At 70.0% G+C, this 20,015-nt stretch carries 16 protein-coding genes; 8 read left to right on the plus strand and 8 right to left on the minus strand.

Annotated features, from left to right (window positions below; genetic code table 11):
- Positions 1–21: 21 nt before the first annotated feature.
- Positions 22–654, minus strand: coding sequence for a copper chaperone PCu(A)C domain-containing protein (locus RZ1_RS03885; RefSeq protein ID WP_072809410.1), 633 nt, complete (start codon positions 652–654; stop codon positions 22–24).
- Between the two features lie 289 nt (positions 655–943).
- On the opposite strand from RZ1_RS03885, the gene carD reads away from it, so the two are divergent.
- From carD to rlmB, 5 genes are read left to right on the plus strand one after another with little or no spacing between them, the layout of a single operon-like run.
- Entirely contained in the window at positions 944–1,432 is a 489-nt protein-coding gene (gene carD, locus RZ1_RS03890; protein WP_072809412.1) for an RNA polymerase-binding transcription factor CarD, read from the plus strand.
- Positions 1,433–1,465: 33 nt separating this feature from the next.
- On the plus strand, positions 1,466–2,191 hold the full coding sequence (gene ispD, locus RZ1_RS03895) for a 2-C-methyl-D-erythritol 4-phosphate cytidylyltransferase (RefSeq protein WP_072809439.1): 726 nt from the start codon (positions 1,466–1,468) through the stop codon (positions 2,189–2,191).
- A gap of 4 nt (positions 2,192–2,195) precedes the next feature.
- Entirely contained in the window at positions 2,196–2,672 is a 477-nt protein-coding gene (gene ispF / locus RZ1_RS03900; protein ID WP_072809414.1) for a 2-C-methyl-D-erythritol 2,4-cyclodiphosphate synthase, read from the plus strand.
- A gap of 11 nt (positions 2,673–2,683) precedes the next feature.
- Positions 2,684–4,078, plus strand: a complete 1,395-nt coding sequence (gene cysS, locus RZ1_RS03905) for a cysteine--tRNA ligase (protein WP_072809416.1) — start codon at positions 2,684–2,686, stop codon at positions 4,076–4,078.
- Entirely contained in the window at positions 4,078–5,049 is a 972-nt protein-coding gene (rlmB, locus tag RZ1_RS03910) for a 23S rRNA (guanosine(2251)-2'-O)-methyltransferase RlmB (RefSeq protein ID WP_072809418.1), read from the plus strand. Before cysS ends, rlmB begins: the two co-directional genes overlap by 1 nt.
- 27 nt (positions 5,050–5,076) lie before the next feature.
- Here the strand turns inward: rlmB and RZ1_RS03915 are convergent, their stop codons facing one another.
- From RZ1_RS03915 to RZ1_RS03935, 5 genes are all read right to left on the minus strand, one after another.
- On the minus strand, positions 5,077–5,940 hold the full coding sequence (locus RZ1_RS03915) for a 5-oxoprolinase subunit C family protein (RefSeq protein WP_072809441.1): 864 nt from the start codon (positions 5,938–5,940) through the stop codon (positions 5,077–5,079).
- Positions 5,941–6,057: 117 nt separating this feature from the next.
- Complete coding sequence (locus RZ1_RS03920; protein ID WP_072809419.1) at positions 6,058–9,681, minus strand: hydantoinase B/oxoprolinase family protein; 3,624 nt, start codon at positions 9,679–9,681, stop codon at positions 6,058–6,060.
- A 49-nt stretch (positions 9,682–9,730) separates the two neighbouring features.
- Positions 9,731–10,615 carry a metal ABC transporter permease gene (locus RZ1_RS03925; RefSeq protein ID WP_072809421.1) on the minus strand — a complete coding sequence of 295 codons (885 nt, stop codon included), beginning with the start codon at positions 10,613–10,615 and terminating at the stop codon, positions 9,731–9,733.
- On the minus strand, positions 10,612–11,499 hold the full coding sequence (locus RZ1_RS03930; RefSeq protein WP_371305165.1) for a metal ABC transporter ATP-binding protein: 888 nt from the start codon (positions 11,497–11,499) through the stop codon (positions 10,612–10,614). The genes RZ1_RS03925 and RZ1_RS03930 overlap by 4 nt, the downstream gene beginning before the upstream one ends.
- A 47-nt stretch (positions 11,500–11,546) precedes the next feature.
- Entirely contained in the window at positions 11,547–12,644 is a 1,098-nt protein-coding gene (locus RZ1_RS03935; RefSeq protein WP_072809423.1) for a metal ABC transporter solute-binding protein, Zn/Mn family, read from the minus strand.
- Positions 12,645–12,799: 155 nt separating this feature from the next.
- Here RZ1_RS03935 and RZ1_RS03940 point away from each other — a divergent pair, with 155 nt between their 5' ends.
- On the plus strand, positions 12,800–13,906 hold the full coding sequence (locus RZ1_RS03940; RefSeq protein ID WP_072809424.1) for a LacI family DNA-binding transcriptional regulator: 1,107 nt from the start codon (positions 12,800–12,802) through the stop codon (positions 13,904–13,906).
- Between the two features lie 77 nt (positions 13,907–13,983).
- On the opposite strand, the gene otsB is transcribed toward RZ1_RS03940, so the two are convergent.
- Complete coding sequence (gene otsB / locus RZ1_RS03945; protein ID WP_072809426.1) at positions 13,984–16,542, minus strand: trehalose-phosphatase; 2,559 nt, start codon at positions 16,540–16,542, stop codon at positions 13,984–13,986.
- A 90-nt stretch (positions 16,543–16,632) separates the two neighbouring features.
- Entirely contained in the window at positions 16,633–17,295 is a 663-nt protein-coding gene (gene kstR / locus RZ1_RS03950) for a cholesterol catabolism transcriptional regulator KstR (protein ID WP_072809427.1), read from the minus strand.
- 99 nt (positions 17,296–17,394) lie between these two features.
- Here kstR and RZ1_RS03955 point away from each other — a divergent pair, with 99 nt between their 5' ends.
- Together RZ1_RS03955 and RZ1_RS03960 are read left to right on the plus strand one after the other, a co-directional pair.
- A complete protein-coding gene (locus RZ1_RS03955; protein ID WP_072809429.1) occupies positions 17,395–19,551 on the plus strand; it encodes an acyl-CoA dehydrogenase family protein in 2,157 nt (718 codons plus the stop codon).
- Between the two features lie 72 nt (positions 19,552–19,623).
- Positions 19,624–20,015, plus strand: a 392-nt coding sequence (locus tag RZ1_RS03960; protein ID WP_174565162.1) for an acyl-CoA dehydrogenase family protein, incomplete at its 3' end; no start/stop codon positions are given.

A 20,015-nucleotide genomic window follows, 5' to 3' on the forward strand; every position in this document is an offset into this window, starting at 1 on the left:
CGTGCCGGTTGGAGAGGGAGGTCAGTGGCCCTCGGCGACCACGGGAGACTTGTCGGACTCGTGCCGCTCGAGCACCGGGCCCGCGTCGACGGGAACGCTGATGGTCACGTCGCCGGCCTCGGCGAACGTGAAGGTGACCGGGATGGTCAGGCCGGGGCGGACACCCTCCTTCAGGCCGGTCAGCTCGACGGCCACAGGAACCGAGGTGTCGGGCTCCTCCTCGTCACCGGCCGGCTTCGGGGACTCGTCGACGACGAGTTCCTGGGCCTCGGCCGCTTCGGCGGGCGGAAGACCTGCGACGACGGAGCCGCCCGCGGGGATCGTGAGGGCGTCGGCGCCGGTCGCGGCGGCCGCGAAATCGGTGGAGATGCCGGTCAGCGTGTCCGCGGTGTACGGGTCGAGATTGACGATGCTGAAGCCGAGAGCCGCCTTGCCGCCGGGCTCGAGGGAGAACTCCTCGGAGTTCGGGTAGATCACGTGCACGTTGCGCAGCGCGATCTGGCCGACGTTGCCGCCGTTGCCGTTGATAGCCGCGACCTGGGTGGCGGTCTGGCTGATCTGCCCGGCGCCGCATGCGGACAGCGTGAGCGCTGCCCCGGCGGCCAGGGCGAGAGCAGTCGCGACTCGGCGAGTCGGCGCGTTCAGAGCAGTCACGGGTTGTCCTCCACTCGAGTAAGGCTCGCAATCCACTAGGGAGAGTAGTAGTTGCGGGCGGCGCAGTCTTCGCCGGGGGCGTTCTCGCGGCCCGTGGGTGGGACGGCGACGCGTGTGCGCCCTGCGGGGATCATGATATTGGCGTCCTGTGGTGGAAGTCACGGGATGCACGTAACCGGTTGCATGTCAAGCCCTACGCGCATGCGTCTGTGCCCCTGACCTGCATCGTTGATGAGAGTCGCGTGTGGTCGCGTGTTAAACTCGAAGAATCGAAAGGGGCACGGGACACATGATTTTCAAGGTCGGAGACACCGTCGTATACCCCCATCACGGTGCGGCGCTGATCGAAGCTATCGAAACACGCACCATCAAGGGTGAGCAGAAGGAATATCTGGTTCTGAAAGTCGCGCAGGGCGACCTGACTGTACGGGTACCTGCGGAAAACGCGGAATACGTCGGTGTTCGCGATGTTGTCGGGCAGGAGGGTCTCGACAAGGTCTTCCAGGTTCTGCGCGCACCGCACACGGAAGAGCCGACCAACTGGTCGCGCCGGTACAAGGCCAACATCGAGAAGCTCGCTTCCGGCGATGTGAACAAGGTCGCCGAGGTCGTGCGCGATCTGTGGCGTCGCGAGCAGAATCGCGGACTTTCCGCAGGTGAGAAGCGCATGCTTGCCAAGGCGCGGCAGATTCTCGTCGGCGAGCTCGCGCTCGCCGAGGGAACGGACGACGTCAGGGCGGAGACGCTGCTCGACGAGGTGCTCGCCGCCGCGTCCTGAGGCGTGGCAGCAGCGAACACCGAAAAACAGCAGTTGAACGATCGCAGCGGGCCGGTCGTCGGGATCATTCCGGCGGCCGGCCGCGGCGTACGTCTGGGGGAATCGCTTCCCAAGGCGTTCGTCGAACTCGACGGCCGCACGATGCTCGACCGTGCGGTGCACACAATGATCGATTCCGGCACGGTCGACCGTGTCGTGATCGTCGTTCCTCCCGAACTGGCCGGGACCCCCGCCGACGAGCTCGTCGGGACGGGCCCGGCCGGACGCGTCACGGTGGTCGCCGGTGGTGCGGAGCGTGCCGACTCGGTGCGGGCCGGCCTCGACGCCGCGGGCGACGCCCGGTTCGTGCTCGTGCACGATGCGGCGCGGGCCCTGACCCCGCCGGACCTGTGCGCGCGCGTCACCTGGGCGCTGCGAGACGGGAAGGACGCGGTGATTCCGGTTCTGCCGGTCGCCGACACCATCAAGAGCATCGACACCGACGGGCAGGTCACCGGAACGCCGGACCGCGCCACCTTGCGTGCGGTACAGACTCCGCAGGGTTTCGACGTCGCACTGCTGCGCCGGGCGAACGGCGACGCCGGTGACGCCACCGACGATGCGGGCCTCGTCGAACGCCTCGGCGAGCCGGTGCACACCGTCGCCGGTGACCCGCTGGCCTTCAAGATAACGACGCCGTTGGACCTGGTCCTGGCGCGAGCGCTGCTCGCGTCGGGGACCGCAGCCCGCGAATCGGCCGAACGAGAACAGGAGCGTTAGCACCGTGCGAGTCGGTATCGGATCCGACGTCCACCCCGTCGAGGCAGGGAAACCGTGCTGGATCGCGGGTCTGCTGTTCGAGGGGACCGACGGATGCTCGGGGCATTCGGACGGCGACGTCGCAGCTCACGCGCTGTGCGATGCGCTGCTGTCCGCGGCGGGCCTCGGCGATCTCGGCGCAGTTTTCGGCACGGACCGGCCGGAGATGGCCGGGGCGAGCGGTGCGTCGATGCTCACCGAGGTCCGGCGACTGCTCGACGTGAACGGATTCGCGATCGGGAACGCCGCGGTGCAGGTCATCGGGAACCGCCCGAAGATCGGACCGCGCCGCGACGAGGCGCAGCGGGTGCTGTCCGAGCTGCTCGGCGCCCCGGTGTCGGTGTCGGCGACCACCACCGATGGGCTCGGTCTCACCGGCCGCGGCGAGGGTGTGGCGGCGATCGCGACTGCTCTGGTCCTGTCCCCCGAATCGGAACGGTAGGATCGCTGGTCGTGACCCTGCGCCTTTTCGACACCGAAACGCGGGCCGTGCGGGATTTCGTTCCGCTGGTCCCCGGCCATGCTTCGGTGTACCTGTGTGGCGCCACCGTGCAGGGCGAACCCCATATCGGACACGTACGCAGCGGCGTCGCGTTCGACGTACTGCGTCGGTGGCTCTCCGCGCAAGGCCTGGACGTCGCTTTTGTGAGAAATGTCACAGATATCGACGACAAGATCCTGCGCAAGGCCGCCGAAGCGGGCCGCCCCTGGTGGGAATGGAAGTCGACGTACGAGCGTGCCTTCAACCGCGCCTACGACGCCCTCGGTGTGCTGCCGCCGTCCGTGGAGCCCCGCGCGACCGGCCACATCACCCAGATGATCGAACTCATGCAGCGGCTCATCGATGCGGGCCACGCCTACGCGGCCGACGGCAACGTCTATTTCGACGTGCTCAGCTACGCGCAGTACGGCGCGCTGTCCGGCCACAAGCTCGACGACGTCCACCAGGGTGAGACCGCCGGCCTCGGCAAGCGTGACCCCCGCGATTTCACGATGTGGAAGGCCGAGAAGCCCGGCGAACCGGCCTGGCCCACCCCGTGGGGCCGCGGCCGGCCCGGCTGGCACCTCGAGTGCTCGGCGATGGCCGGCTACTACCTCGGTGAGTCCTTCGACATCCACTGCGGCGGCATGGACCTGGTCTTCCCGCACCACGAGAACGAGGTCGCGCAGGCCAAGGCCGCGGGCGACGGCTTCGCGCGGTACTGGCTGCACAACGGCTGGGTCACCATGGGCGGCGAGAAGATGTCCAAGTCGCTCGGCAACGTGCTGTCGATCCCGAACGTCCTCACGCACGTCCGCCCGCAGGAGCTTCGGTACTACCTGGGCAGTGCCCACTACCGTTCGATGCTCGAGTACTCCGATGCGGCGCTGCAGGAAGCGGCCGCCGCCTACCGGGGGCTCGAATCGTTCGTGCTCAAGACCCGTGACCGCGCAGGCGACGTCCCGATCGGAACCTGGACCGAAGCGTTCGCCGCGGCCCTCGACGACGATCTGGGTGTGCCGAAGGCGCTCGCCGAGATCCACGGCCGGCGCAGCGACGGCAACAAGGCGCTCGACGCGGGCGACCTCGACACCGCCGTGCACATCGCCGGCCAGGTCCGCGCGATGCTCGGCATCCTCGGTCTCGACCCGCTCGACCCGCACTGGCAGGGACAGTCCCGCGACGAATCGTCGGCGCTCGCCGCACTCGACGTGCTCGTCGCCGCCGAACTCGAACGGCGGCAGGTCGCGCGCGCGGAGAAGAACTGGGCGGTCGCAGACGAGGTACGCGACCGCATGGCGAAGGCGGGCATCGAAGTGACCGATACGCCGAACGGACCCGAGTGGTCCTTGAAAGCAGGGCAGTGATGGCTGGCAATTCTCAGCGCCGCGGTGCGATCCGCAAGGGCGGAAGCAAGAAGGGACAGGTCGTCGGGTCCGGCGGCCAGCGACGTCGTGGTCTCGAGGGTCGCGGTGCGACCCCGAAGGCGGAGGACCGGCCGTACCATCCCGCTGCCCGGCGCGCGCGTGCCGTTGCGAACACCGACCAGCGCACCGGTGGTGGCGGGGGTCGGCGACCGGCGGGACGGAAGCCCGAGGACGGTCCGGAGATGGTGCTCGGCCGCAACCCGGTCGTCGAGTGCCTGCGTGCCGGTGTGCCCGCGAACGCGCTGTATGTCGCGATCGGCGCCGAGTCCGACGAGCGGCTCAAGGAGGCCGTCCAGCGCGCCGCCGAGACGGGGATCTCGATCCTCGAGGTGCAGCGCAGCGAACTCGACCGGCTCACCGCGAACGGCATGCACCAGGGCATCGGTCTTCAGGTGCCGCCGTACCGGTACGCACACCCGGACGATCTGCTCGCCTCCGCGCGCGACAATCACGAGCGGCCGCTGCTGGTGGCGCTCGACAACATCACCGACCCTCGTAACCTCGGCGCCGTCATCCGCTCGGTCGCCGCGTTCGGTGGTCACGGGGTGGTGATCCCGCAGCGTCGCAGCGCGGCGGTGTCCGCCGTCGCGTGGCGAACCAGCGCCGGTGCCGCGGCGCGGCTTCCCGTCGCGCGGGCCACGAACCTGACGCGCACGCTCAAGGACTGGCAGTCCCAGGGTGTGCGGGTCGTCGGCCTCGACGCGGGTGGAGACACGAGCCTCGACGACTTCGACGGCACCGATCCGGTCGTGATCGTCGTCGGTTCCGAAGGCAAGGGCCTGTCGCGTCTCGTCCGCGAGACGTGTGATTCGATCCTGTCGATTCCGATGGCCGGCGACGTCGAGTCGCTGAACGCGTCGGTGGCGGCGGGCGTCGTCCTCGCCGACATCGCGCGCCAGCGCCGCGGGTAGCCGAGCACCTCTGCCGGTTCCCCGGGGTCACCGCAAGCGACGGAACTGCACGCGGTGTCCCGGCCGTAGCTGCGCCGCGATGTGTACGTCGTCGGGTTCGACGACGGCGATCACCGGATAGTCGCCGACTGCGGGATGGTCCGCGAGCAGCAGGATCGGATGCCCGTCTCGGGGCACCTGGATTGCCCCCGCGACCGTGGCCTCGCCTGGGAACCTGTCGTGGCCGGCCCGGTGCAGCGGTCCCGGCCCGTGCAGACGGATACCGGCGCGATCGAGTTCGGGTGTCACGGACCAGATTTCCCGGGTCAGCGCTTCGGTCGCCCCGGCGGTGAACCACTGTTCCTGGGGCCCGCGACGCACCCGCAGCACGGCCGGGTCGGGAATCTCGGCCGGCGGAGGGATCTGCACTTCCACCGGTAGCTCCGCGGCGAGTCCGCCCACGAGCAGCCGGTCCCCGGGGTGCACCGGCGCCGGGCCGATGCCGGACAGCGTGTCGGTGGCGCGGCTGCCGAGCACCTCCGGCACATCGATGCCGCCGCGCACCGCCACATAGGTGCGCAGTCCTTCCGAGGGGGCGCCGAGCGTCAGGACATCGCCGTCGTCGAGGCACAGCATCGCGTAGTCACCCTGCGGCCGGCCGTTCACCGCGACCGCGACGCGGGCGCCGGTGACCGCGACGATCGTCGGCCCGACGCTGCGGACCTCGAGCCCGCCGACGGTCACCTCGAGGGTTGCGGCGGCCGGATCGTTGCCGACAAGTCGGTTCGCCGCGTCGTGCGAGGTGCGATCCACCGCACCGGATTCGGAGACCCCGGTCTCGGCATCGCCGGCGCGCCCACGATCCTGGACTGTGGTCAGAGCCCCGCTGCGAACGATCTCGAGCCATGCCATGCCGAAATTCTCGCGCACACGGCCGCCCGGTGCCCGGGGTTCGCGGACCCAGAACGGAATCGTCGCTGGACTCGGTCATCCGGGCCGGGTGGCGCGCCGGCCAACGAACGCTGCGTGTCAGGGCCGGCCGTACCCTCCTCCGCCCGGAGTTTCCACGATCAGCACGTCGCCCGGCCCGACGTCCACCGAATCGCACCCGGCCATCTCGGTCACCGAGCCGTCGGAGCGTTCGACCCGGTTCGTGCCGAGCGATCCCGGCTCACCGCCGGCCATGCCGTACGGCGGAACACGCCGATGACCGGACAGGGTGCTCACGGTCATCGGTTCGAGGAACCGGATCCGCCGGGTGCCGCCGTCACCGCCGTGCCAGCGACCTCCGCCGCCGCTGCCCGCGCGGATCGAGAACTCCTCGAGCAGCACCGGCAGCCGCCATTCGAAGACCTCGGGGTCGGTGAGCCGCGAGTTCGTCATGTGCGTCTGGACCACCGAGGTGCCGTGGAATCCGTCGCCCGCGCCGGACCCGGAGCCGAGCGTCTCGTAGTACTGGTGCCGCGCGTTGCCGAACGTGACGTTGTTCATCGTGCCGGCGCCTTCGGCCTGTACCCGCAGCGCCGCGTACAGCGCACCGGTCACGGCCTGCGACGTCTCGACATTCCCCGCGACCACGGCGGCCGGGTATTCGGGTGCGAGCATCGATCCGTCCGGGATGACGATGTGCAGCGGGCGCAGGCACCCGTCGTTGAGCGGGATGTCGTCAGCGACGAGCGTACGGAACACGTACAGCACGGCGGCGCGGGCCACCGACGACGGCGCGTTGAAGTTCGTCGGCAACTGCGCGGATGTGCCCGTGAAATCGATTGTCGCCGAGCGATCGTCGCGGTCGACGGTGACGCGGACCTCGATCACCGCACCCGAATCCGTCTCGTACCGGTAGTGCCCGTCTTCGAGCCGGTCGACGACGCGCCGCACCTCCTCCTCGGCGTTGTCCTGCACGTGCCGCATGTACGCCTCCACGACGTCGAGCCCGAAGTGCTCGATCATCCGGCCGACCTCGGCGACGCCGCGCGCGTTCGCGGCGACCTGGGCGCGCAGGTCCGCGAGGTTCGTGTCGGGATTGCGTGACGGATATCGCCCGGAGGTGAGCAGCTCCCGCGTCTCGTCGGTGCGGAAGGTACCGTCCTCGACGAGCAGCCAGTTGTCGAACAGCACGCCCTCCTCGCGGATGTCGCGGCTGCCTGCCGGCATGGAACCCGGTGTCAGGCCGCCGATCTCGGCGTGATGCCCGCGCGACGCGACGTGGAACAGGATGGTGTCGGTGCCGGCCCCGAACACCGGGGTGATGACGGTGACGTCCGGCAGGTGGGTGCCGCCGTGGTACGGATCGTTGACGGCGTAGACGTCGCCCGGCTTCATCGCGCCCGCACGCCGCCGCACGACCTCCTGGACGCTGGTACCCATCGACCCCAGATGCACCGGGATGTGCGGGGCGTTCGCGATGAGGTTGCCGTCCGGATCGAACAGTGCACACGAGAAGTCCAGTCGCTCTTTGATGTTGACGGACTGGGCGGTCGATTCGAGCGTGGTGCCCATCTGCTCGGCGATCGACATGAACAGGTTGTTGAAGATCTCGAGCAGCACCGGATCGGCCTCGGTCCCGACGTCCGCTCCCGCGAGTGCCTCGAGCCGTTCGAGCACCAGGTGACCGTGCTCGGATATTACTGCGTGCCAACCATTCTCGACGACCGTGGTGGACAGGTCCTCGGCGACGATCGCGGGCCCGGCGACCTCGGTGCCGGGCGTCAGGTGCTCGCGCCGGTACAGCGGAACCTCCCGCCACACACCGTCGACGAACATCCGCACGGCGACGGGAACCTCGCCGTCCGGGTCGCCGACGCCGAGACCGGTCAGATCGGGACGGCGGGTCCGGCCGATGGCCTCGACCGCGACCGCGTCGACGATCAGCGGCCGGTCCATGAGGAACGAATACGTCCGCCGGTGCACCGCCTCGAATGCCGCGGTCATGGTCTCCGGGTCGGCCAGTGGCACCGGCACCGACGTGTCGGTCCCGTCGTAGCGCAGATGCGCGGACCGGGCCACGACGATCCGGTCGTCGGGGATGTCCTCGTCGCGCAACTCCGTACGGGCGTCGGCCTCGAGCTCGGCGGCGACATCGTGCAGCCGCGGCATCGCCTCGTCCGACAGTGCGACGACGACGGACTGCTCGCGCATCGCGGCGGTGTCGGCCAGACCCATGCCGAGGGCGGAGAGCACCCCGGCCAGCGGCGGCACCAGCACAGTGCGGATGCCGAGCACATCGGCGACCGCGCAGGCATGCTGACCACCCGCCCCGCCGAAGGTGGTCAGCGCGTATTCGGTGACGTCGTGACCCTTCTGCACCGAGATCTTCTTCACCGCGTTGGCCATGTTCGCGACCGCGATCTGCAGGAATCCCTCGGCGACCTGCTCGGGGGAACGGTCGTCGCCGGTGGCGGTGCGGATCTCCGCAGCCAGGTCGGTGAACAGGGCACGCACGGTGTCGGCGTCGAGCGGCCGGTCGCCGTCCGGTCCGAACACGTGCGGGAAGTGCTCGGGCTGGACGCGGCCGAGCATCACGTTGGCGTCGGTGACGGCCAGCGGCCCACCGTTGCGATAGGACGCCGGGCCGGGATCGGCGCCCGCGGAATCTGGCCCGACCCGGTATCGGCTGCCGTCGAAGTGCAGGATCGATCCGCCCCCGGCGGCGACGGTGTGGATGTCCATCATCGGTGCGCGCAGCCGCACACCCGCGACGACGGTGTCGAACACCCGCTCGTACGCCCCGGCGAAGTGCGACACATCGGTGGACGTGCCGCCCATGTCGAAGCCGACGACCTTCCCGAACCCGGCGATCTCCGACATCCGGGTCATGCCGACGATGCCGCCGGCGGGACCGGACAGGATGGCGTCCTTGCCGCGGAAGTGCTGTGCCTCGGTCAGGCCGCCGTTGGACTGCATGAACATCAGCCGCACCCCGGGCAGTTGCTCGGCCACCCGGTCGACGTAGCCGCGCAGCACCGGCGACAGGTAGGCGTCGACGACGGCGGTGTCGCCGCGCGGCACCACCTTCATCAGGGGGCTGGCGACCGCGGACAGCGAGATCTGACCGAACCCGATCGTCTCGGCGAGTTCCCCGACGGCACGTTCGTGCTCGGGATACAGGTGGCTGTGCATGCACACCACCGCGACCGAGTCGATGCCGTCGGCATGCGCCTGACGCAACGCCGGTTCCAGCGCGTCGAGGTCCGGTGTCCGTAACACGGTCCCGTCGGCGCGGACCCGTTCGTCGATCTCGATGACCCGCTCGTACAGCAATTCGGGCAGCACGATGTTGCGGTCGAAGATGCGCGGCCGGTTCTGGTAGCCGATGCGCAGGGCGTCGCGGAAACCGGCGGTGATCACCAGGGCCGTGCGCACACCCTTGCGCTCGAGCAGTGCGTTCGTCGCGACGGTGGTGCCCATGCGGACCTGTTCGACGAGATCGGCGCCGACGGGCGCGTCGTCGGGCACGCCGAGCAGCGTGCGGATACCGGCCACGGCCGCGTCACGGTAGCGGGACGGGTTCTCCGACAGAAGCTTGTGGGTGACCAGCGTGCCGTCGGGGCGCCGACCGACGACGTCGGTGAAGGTGCCGCCACGGTCGATCCAGAATTCCCACCGCCCGGTCCCCGGGTTCTGCGTGTCTGCCGTGTCCGCCGTCGCCATGACAGGAAGGGTATCGATCGACCCGATCGGACCCGCCCCGGTGCGTGCGTCAGTGTGCGGCGACCGCGCGTCCGGAGCCGCGACGTTGCCGCGCCGATCCGACGAACCGGCACACCAGGTAGATGACGAACGCGATCGCGGTGATGAAACTCGAGACGGGCACGCCCGGTGCGAGGGCCAGCAGGATGCCGCCGACCGCGGCGAGTTCGGCGAACACCACGGCCAGGACGGTCGCGACGAGCGGGCTGCCGGCCACCCGCGCCGCCGCAGCGGCGGGTGTGATGAGCAGGGCCATCACCAGCAGCGCTCCGACGATCTGCACACCGAGCGCGGCGGTGATGCCGACCAGCACCGCGAACACGATCGACAGTGCGCGGACCGGGACGCCGCGCGCGGCGGCGACCTCGGGGTCGGTGCTCGCGAACAGCAGCGGCCGGTAGATGAAGACCAGCGTGCCGACGACGACCGCGCCGCACGCGGCCAGGACGGCGATGCCGGTGCCGCCGGGCGCGACAATCTGGCCGGTGAGCAGCGAGAACGCGGCGCCGGTGCGGCCGTCGTAGGCCCACAGCAGCAGGACGGCCAGGCCCAGCCCGAACGCCATGACCACGCCGATCACCGAGTCGCGTTCGCGGGCGCGGGTCCCGAGAATACCGAACAGGATCGCCGCGACGACGGCGCCGAAGACCGCGCCGATGCCGACGGAGACACCGACGAGCAGCGCCGCGGCCGCACCCGTGAGCGACAGTTCGGACGTGCCGTGCACCGAGAACGCCATCTGCCGGCTCACGATCAGCGGCCCGATGATGCCCGCCAGCAGACCGAGGATCGCGCCGGCGAGCAGCGCCTGCTGCACGAAATCGTATTGCAGCAGCTCCACGGTGGCCTGCCAGTCGAACATGCGGCCCATCGCGTCCGTGAATTTGCTGCTCATGCGTGATCCTCGTGATGGTCGTGATGAACGCCCTCACCGGGACGCAGTCCGCCCGCGCTGCCGAGCGCATCGATGGCGTCGCCGGTGCCGACGACCACCAGGCGGCCGCGCACCTCCAGCACCTCGACGTCGGTGCGGTACAGCTCGGACAGCACCTCCGAGGTCATCACCTCGGTGGGGGTGCCGATGCGGAACTGTCCGTCGACGAGATAGAGAACACGGTCGACGAGCGGCAGGATCGGGTTGATCTCGTGGGTGACGAACAGTACCGCGGTGTCGTGGTCGCGGCGCCGCCGGTCGATGAGCGCGGACACCAGGTGCTGGTTCGCGATGTCGAGACTGAGCAGCGGTTCGTCGCACAGGAGAACCCGCGGGTCGCCGACGAGAGCCTGCGCGATGCGCAGCCGTTGCTGTTCACCGCCGGACAGAGAACCGATCGGGGCGTTCGCGTAGGACTCGGCACCGACCTGCGCGATCGCGGCGTCCACGGCAGTGCGCCGCGTCTTCCAGAATCGGACTCCGGTGCCCCACCGGTGCCCGTCGACACCCAGGCCGACGAGGTCGCGTCCGCGCAACGGCACGCCTTCGTCGAGCGACTTCTGCTGCGGCACGTATCCCACGTGTGCGTTCCCCGTCTTCGCCGGGGAACCGGCGATGGTGGCGGTTCCGCCGCTGAGCGGGAGCTGGCCGAGCAGCACCTTGAGCAGCGACGACTTACCGGCACCGTTGGGGCCGAGCACAGCGACGAACTCGCCGGGCCGGACCGTCAGGTCCAGGTCCGCCCACAGCGTGCGGTCACCGAATGCCAGCCGGGCATTGCGGAGCTCGACGGCGGCGTGTTCGGGTTCGACGGCGGGAGAGCTGTCGGGGATGTGTGTGCTCACCGGACTCCGGTTCTCGAGCGGGTGGTCAGGGTTCTCGGGCGGGTGGATCAGGCGGGGGCGCCGAGGGCAGCGGCCAGATCGTCGACGGTGCCGGTCTGCCACTGGACGTAGTCGAGGCCCTCGGGAAGCGTCTCGGACACCTCCACCACGGGGATGCCGGCCTGTTCCGCGGCGCTGCGCATCTCGCGGCTCACCTTGTCCTCGGTCTGCGGGTTGTAGATCAGCACCCGGACCTGCTTGTCGAGCAGCAGCTGGCGGGTCGCAGCGATCGACGCGGGGGAGGGGTCGGTGCCGTTCTCGACGGCGTTGGTGAAGTCGGTGGGGGTGACGTCGTTCAGCGCCGCCGCGAGGACCAGGTAGTGCGCGATCGGCTCGGTCTGGGCGATCGGTGCCTGCGGGTGCGCGGCCGCGACCGCGGCGGTGCGATCGGAGACCTCGTGCAGCCGCGCGTGGAAGGCGGTCGCATTGGCGCGGTAGACGTCCGCGCCCTCGGGGTCGAGTTCCGCGAGGCGGTCGGCGACGGTATGCGCGACGGCGTCGGCGGTCGCCAGGTCGTACCAGACGTGCTCGTTGATGCCGCCGTGGTCGTGGCCCTCGTGGCCATCCCCGCTGTGACTGTCCTCGGCGTGGCTGTCTTCTTCGTGACCGCCGTCGTGGGTCGCTTCGGCCTCGTCGTGCGCCTCGGCTCCGGCATCGACGGTCGCCTCGGCTCCGGCATCGACGGTCGCCTCGGCTCCGTGATCGTGCCCGGCGTGCAGGTCGCTGCTCTCGCCGGACTCGAACAGGGCGAAGGCATCGACGGTCGCGGCAGCGGTGTTCGTGGATTCGAGGATGTCGTCGACGAACTGGTCGTAGCCACCACCGTTGTAGACGACGAGCGAGGCATCGCTGATCGCGGCGGCGTCGGCCGGGCTGGCCTCGTAGGAATGGGGGTCCGCGGACGGCTCGTTGATCAGGGACCGGACCTGGAGGCGGTCGCCGGCGACCGCCTGCGCGACCGAACCCCACACGTTCGTCGACGCGACGACCGTGATCCCGTCCGAATCCGAGTCGGCGGCGGAACCGCATGCGGTCAGGGTCAGCGCGGCGGCGCAGGCAAGGGCTGCGGCGGCGGTTGCGGCACGCGTGCGTGGGGACAGTCGCACTGGATCCTTCTCCTGGATTCGACGTCGGGCGTGTCCGTGAGCAGGCAACCCTAACGTTATTGGAAACCGTTACCGTTCTACTTTAGCGGACCCGGAGGGGACTTCCGACCCGACCCGGGTGGCCGTGACAGGTGACACACCGATACGGTCCGTGCATGCCCCGGTCCCGACAGCCGCGCCGCCAGGCCACTCTGGCGTCGATCGCGGCCGAGCTGAAGATCTCGCGGACCACGGTTTCCAATGCTTACAACCGGCCCGACCAACTGTCCGCGGAACTGCGCGAACGCGTCTTCGAGGTCGCCAAGCGCCGCGGCTATCCCGGGCCCGACCCGATGGCGCGGTCACTGCGGACCCGCAAGGCGGGAACCGTCGGTGTCCTGCTCACCGAGGCGCTGAGCTACTCGTTCCGTGACCCCGCGGCGATGAGTTTCCTGTCGGGACTGTCCGAGGCCTGCGAGGTCGCCGGGCAGGGATTGCTTCTGGTCCCGGCCGGGCCGGGCCGCGACGACGAAGAGGCCGCGCAGGTCGTGCACCGGTCCTCCGTCGACGGATTCGTCGTCTACTCGGTCCCCGACGGGGACCCCTATCTCGCGGCCGTGCTCGAACGGCACCTGCCGATCGTGGTATGCGATCAGCCGCGCGGTATCTCCACCGCACCGCTCGTCGGCATCGACGACCGCGGTGCGATGCGCCGCCTCGCCGAATATCTGATCGGATTGGGACACAAGCGGATCGGCGTCGTGTGCATGCGGCTCGGGCGCGATCGCCACAACGGTGTCGTCGACGCTGCGCGACTCCGCGCCGACCGGTTCCACGTGCAGCAGGAGCGGATCCGCGGTGTGCAGGAGGCGATGAGGGCCGCCGGGCTCGACCCCGCCGAACTCACCGTCGTCGAGCGGTATGCGCACACCGCCGACGACGGTGCCGCCGGTGCCGCCCAGGCGATGACGGCCGATCCGCGGATCACCGCGCTCATGTGCACCACCGACGTTCTCGCGCTCGGTGCTCTCGCGTGGGCGCACAACTCCGGGCTCGATGTGCCCGGGCACCTGTCGATCACCGGCTTCGACGGCATCGACGAGGCGCTGCGCGAGGGGCTGACCACGATCCGGCAGCCGCAGAAGGAGAAGGGTCGCCGCACCGGCGAGCTGCTGCTCGCGGCGCCGTCGCACTCCGGGTTCGGTCAGTTCGAAACGCTGAAGACCGAACTGCTCCCGGGCCGCACCGCCGGCCCGGCCGAGAGTCTTTGGGTCGCTGAATAGTCCGCGATCAGGATTCGCCGACGAAAAAGACACACGCGCACGTCCTGGCATGCGCGTGTGTCAGTTCGGTGTGCAGATCAGATCGACTGTCCCGACAGCAACTGCGCGCAGCGCAGCAGCCCGATGTGGCTGTACGCCTGCGGATGGTTGCCGAGTGCGCGCTCGGCGACCGGGTCGTACTCCTCGCTGAGCAGGCCGGTCGGGCCGGCCGCCGCCACGAGCTGCGCGAACAGCGCCTCCGCCTGAGGCCGGGCGCCGACGAGGAGATACGCCCCGACGAGCCACGCGGCGCACAGGTGGAAACCGCCCTCGGTGCCGGGCAGGCCGTCCTCGTGCCGGTACCGGTACACCGTCGATCCGCTGCGCAGTTCGGCCTCGGTCGCGACGACGGTGGCGTGGAACCGCTCGTCGCTCGGGTCGATCAGTCCCGACAGGCCGACGAACAGCGTCGCGGCGTCGAGGTCGGTGCCGTCGTAGGCCGCGGTGTAGGAGCGGACGTCCTCGTTCCAGCCCTTCTCCCGCACCTCGTCGGCGATCTCGTCCCGAAGCTCGGCCCAGCCCTCACCGGCGGGCCGCCCGAACTTCGTGGCCAAGGTCAGGGCCCGTTCGACGGTGAGCCACCCCATCACCTTCGAGTACACGTGATGCCGTGGGTTGTCGCGGATCTCCCAGATGCCGTGATCCGGTTCGAACCAGCGACGCTCGACGGCGGTGACCATCGCGCACACCAGGTCCCAGTCGCGGTCGGTCAGCGCGTCGGCGTGCGGGACGCCGCGTTCCTCGCGCCGATGTGCGAGCGCCGAGATCAGGTCGACGATCGGGCCGAACACGTCGAGCTGCACCTGCTGGTTGGCGGCGTTGCCGACCCGCACCGGCCGGGACCCGGCGTAGCCGGGCAAGGTGTCGAGTACGGCCTCGGGCGGAAGCGGGCCGCCGGCAAGTGAATACAGCGGGTGTAGTCGTTCCGGCCCGGGAATCGTCTCGAGGACGCGATGCACCCAGTCCAGGTAGGCCTCGGCCTCGGCGAGCGAGCCGACGCTGACCAGCGCGTGGGCGGTGAGCGCGGCGTCGCGGAGCCAGCAGTAGCGGTAGTCCCAGTTGCGGACGCCGCCGATCTCCTCGGGCAGCGACGTTGTCACCGCGGCCAGGATCGAGCCGGTCGGCTCGTGGACCAGGCCGCGCAGGGTGAGTGCCGACCGCTTGATGAGGTCCGGTTTGAGCGGTGGCAGCTCGAGTTCCGCGGCCCACTGCCACCAGTACGCCTCCGCCTCCGCGCGACGTTCCACCTCCGACACCGGATGGGGGCTCAGATCTTCTGTACCACAACGGAGTTCGAGAATGATGTCGTTCTCCGACGGGTCCACCTCCGCGTGTGCGGTCTGCTGCGCTCCGTCGGTGGTGATGTTCCACCGCACACCGGGGGAGCGCAGCACGTACGGCTCGTTCAGGCCGAGCACCCGCAAGCCGTCGTCGCAGGCCTCGAGGGTGACCTGCCCCTGACCGAACTCGGGCCGCGGCGCGAAGGTCACGACCGCCTTCGCGGTGCCGGTGATGACACGCGTCAGATCGGTACGGCTCGGTTCGACGTCGTGCGGTAGGTAGTCGATGACCGCCAGGCTCGCCCAGCGCGTCACCACGGTCATGGTGGAGTCGACGTACCGCTGGCTCAGCGGCAGGGCTTCGCGCAGCGGGCCGATCGTGAAGTGACCGGCGGCGTCACCGCCGAGCAGGTGCGCGAACACCGCGGCCGAGTCCGGCTCCGGATGACACAACCACGAGACGGTGCCGTCCGGGGTGATCAGTGCCTTCGACCGGGGACTCGCGAGCATCGTGAGACGTTCGATGCGCGGGGCGTCCGCGCCGGACAGCCAGGTGCGGCGCTGCTCGAGCAGGAACGCCAGGGCCGCGGCGACCTCCTCGGTGCTCTCCACGCGGAACTCGGCGTCCGTCTCGCCGTCGCCGACCTTGACCCCGACGTCCGGTCCGTGCAGCGACCGGAAGGCCTTCTCGTCGGTGACATCGTCGCCGAAGAACACCGCGGCGCTCGCGGATTCCTGGTGCCGGATGATGTCGAGCGCGCGACCCTTGTCGGTCGGTACGACGGACAACTCGATCACGGCCTTGCCCTCGGTGACCTGGACGCCGGGCAGGCGCGCGAGGTCGCTGCGGACGGTGGCCAGGGCGAGCTCCGCGTCGTCTTCGGTGGCGTTGCGCACGTGCAGGGCCGCGCTGGCCGGCTTGATCTCGACGTGCACACCGGCGTAGAGCCGGACGACGCCGTCGAGTCCGGCGACGATGTCGCGCAGCAACTGCTTGGCGTCGGTGTCGACGGCGTGCACGAATCCGATGTCGAACTCGGAGCCGTGGCTGCCGACCAGCTGGACCTCCGCGGGCAGCCGCGACAGTGCGGCCAGGTCCTTGAGGGCGCGGCCGGAGATGACCGCGGCCGACGTCGACGGCAGGCTCGCGAGCGCGCGCAGGGCACGCACCGATTCGGCGTGCGGGAACGCCTTGTCTGGATCGGCGACGATGGGCGCGACCGTTCCGTCGTAGTCCGACGCCACGAGCAGCCGCGGGGATCGCGCGACCGTGACGAGTGCGCGACGCAGGTCGATCGGGAGGTCTTGGGCGCTCATTCTTCCCACGGTAGGGGAATAGGTCCCGCCCGTCGCTCCGGATGCCCGGTTCGGGACGTGTTCCCGGTTACAGGTTCGTTCGCCGGGCGCTCAGGCGCCGACGACGGGCGCCGAGGCGGGACGCAGGGAGCCGTCGCCGAGCAGCAATTCGACGGTGAGCTCGAGCCGGCGGGCGACGTCCGTCGCGGACGAGCGGCGGGTCAGCCACGCCACGAGATTCGACAGCCACACGTCGCTGATGACGCGCGCGACGGCCAGCTCCTCCTCGCTCGGCTCGCCCTCGTTCATGGCGCGGGCGAACAACCGGTCCATGAGCTTGCCGACCCGGTCGACCTCGGCGGCGGCGGAGGCGTCCGCGAACATGAACGCGCGGGTCATCGCTTCGGTGAGCAAAGGGTCGCGCTGCATGGCACGGGTGATGAGGCTGAGAATCAGGTTCATGCGTTCGAGCGGGGTGTGGCCCGGCGGGATCTTGCCCTTGCTGTCGATACGTGCGAATTCCCGGCCGAGCGCGGACACCAGCAGGTGCACCTTGGACGGGAAGTACCGGTAGAGCGTGCCGACCGCGACGTCGGCGCGCTCGGCGACCGCGCGCATCTGGACGGCCTCGTATCCCCCCTTGGACGCGAGCGCCAGGGTTGCGTCGAGAATCCGCTTGCGGCGCTCCTTCTGGGCATTGGAACTGAGGTCGTCCTCGGTGAGCGCGGACAGGGTTCCGTTTCCGCTCGACCGCGAGCTGGACGGTGTCGTCATGGATTGGACTTCTTTCCCTCACACCTTGACTCTGAACCGGTGTCATATTAGAACACGTTCTAGACGTTGATGTCATTTTTCGAAAGGCGGAGATCCGCTGTGAGTATCGCCACCACCGAAGAACAGCGGGCTGTCCAGGCCTCCGTGCGTGCTTGGGCGCGCGCCGCGGCACCGATAGAGAAACTACGCCATCAGCCAGCGGAAATGTGGCAACCCGGATGGGCTTCGCTCGCCGAGCTCGGATTGTTCGGGGTGGCCGTTCCCGAATCCTCCGGTGGGCTCGGTGCCACCGCGGTCGATCTGGCCGTGATGCTCGAGCAGGCCGCGCACGAACTGGCACCGGGACCCGTTCTCACGACCGCGCTGGCCGCGCTCGTGTTCGGTTCCGGCGGCGATTCCGCCGCGAAGACCGCCGCTGTGCTGAGCGAGGGCACGCTGCCCGCGGCCGCCGCGCTCGATCTCGCGGTCGATGCCACCGAGACCACCGAGGGCCTCGCCCTCAGCGGCGATGCCGGACCGGCGGTCGCCGCGGAACCCGGGGTCGCAGTCCTCGTGCGCGTCGCCGGCGACGACGGTGACGCTGCATCCGGCGGTGAGGAGCGCTGGGCGCTCGTCGACGCCGACAGCCCCGGTCTCCGGCTCGAGCCCCTCGACACCCTCGACAAGTCCCGCGCACTGGCGCGGGTCCGGCTCGACTCGGTCGCGGTCACCGCAGACCGTGTCGTGACCGTGCGCGCGGGCCTGGTCCGCGACCTGGTCGCGACGCTCGCCGCCGCCGAACTCGCCGGGATCGCCGGCTGGGCGCTGACCACCGCCGTCGAGTACGCGAAAATCCGCGAACAGTTCGGCAAGCCGATCGGCGCGTTCCAGGCCGTCAAGCACCTGTGTGCCGAGATGCTGTGCCGCACAGAGAAGATCCGCGCCGCCGCATGGGACGCGGCCTCCGCCGTCGACGCCGCGCCGGACGAGCTGCCCATCGCTGCGGCCGTCGCGACCGCCGTCGCGCTCGACGCCGCGGTGCAGACCGCCAAGGACGCCATCCAGGTGCTCGGCGGTATCGGATTCACGTGGGAACACGACGCCCACCTGTACCTGCGTCGCGCCGTCACCACCCGTCAGCTGCTCGGCGGATCCACGTTCTGGCGTGCGCGGGTCACCGCGCTGACCCGCGCCGGTGTGCGACGTCACCTGGGTGTCGACCTGTCCGAGTTCGACGACGACCGCGCCCGCATCCGCGCCGAAATCGCCTCGTTTGCAGGGCTTTCCGGGCCGGAGCGCCGCAACGCCTTCGCCGAGTCCGGCTACCTCGCGCCGCACTGGCCCGCCCCGTACGGCCGTGGTGCCCGTGCCGCCGAGCAGATCCTCATCGACGAGGAACTCGCCGCGGCCGGTGTGGATCGGCCCGATCTGGTGATCGGCTGGTGGGCGGTGCCCACGATCCTCGAGCACGGCACTCCCGAACAGATCGAACGGTTCGTGATGCCGACGCTGCGCGGCGATGTCGTGTGGTGTCAGCTGTTCTCCGAGCCCGGCGCCGGCTCCGATCTCGCGGCGTTGCGCACGACCGCCGAGAAGGTCGACGGCGGCTGGACACTGCAGGGGCAGAAGGTGTGGACGTCACTCGCGCAGGTCGCGGACTGGGCGATCTGCCTGGCCCGCACCGACCGCGACGCACCGAAACACAACGGCATCACCTACTTCCTGGTGGACATGAAGTCCGCGGGCATCACCGTCTCGCCGCTGCGCGAGATCACCGGCGACGCGCTGTTCAACGAGGTCTTCCTCGACGGCGTGTTCGTGCCCGACGACTGCGTGGTCGGCGCGCTCGGAGGCGGCTGGAAGCTCGCGCGCACCACCCTCGCGAACGAGCGGGTGGCAATGGGCAGCAAGTCGTCGCTCGGCAATGCCATCGAGGACCTGCTCGAACTGTCCAGCCCCGGCGACCCGGTCGCCGAGGACCGGATCGCCACCCAGATCGGCGAGGCGATGGTGGGTTCGCTGCTCGACCTGCGCACGACCCTCGCGCAGATCGGCGGCCAGGATCCGGGTCCGGCATCGAGCGTGCGCAAGCTCATCGGTGTGCGGCAGCGGCAGGACACGTCCGAGCTGGCGATGGACCTGGCGGGCGAGGCGGGGTGGGTCGAGGGCCCGCTCAGCCGTGAGTTCCTCAACACGCGCTGCCTGACCATCGCCGGCGGCACCGAACAGATACTTCTCAGCCTGGCCGCCGAACGTCTGCTGGGACTGCCCCGGTGACCGGGACTTGCATCCCACCGACGCGCTCAGGGGTGTTACAACGTGGCACACGTTCTAATCGAAGGTGGAATTGTGGACTTCGCACGTGACGAGACGCAGGAGGCGGTGGCGGAAGTCGCCGTCGACCTGCTCGCCCGCGACCTGACCGCAGACGATCTGTGGTCCGCGCTCGCCGGCGCCGACCTGCTCGCCCTCGCCCTCCCCGAACGCCTCGGCGGCGCCGGACTCGGCGTCGGTGAGGTCGCGACGGTGCTCACCGAGATCGGGCGCAAGGCCGCGCCGGTCCCGGCCCTGGCCACCCTCGGCTTCGGGGTGCTGCCCGTCGTCGCGCTGGCCACCGACGAGCAGCAGGACGCGCTGCTCGCCGACGTCCCGGGCGGTGCCGTGCTCACCGCGGCCCTGTCCGAGCAGGGCCGGCCGTTCCCGGCCGCACCCGCCGCGACGGCGCAGGCCGTCGGCGGCGG

It is taken from the genome of Rhodococcus zopfii NBRC 100606 = JCM 9919 (assembly GCF_001895025.1).
GTDB lineage: Bacteria > Actinomycetota > Actinomycetes > Mycobacteriales > Mycobacteriaceae > Rhodococcus > Rhodococcus zopfii.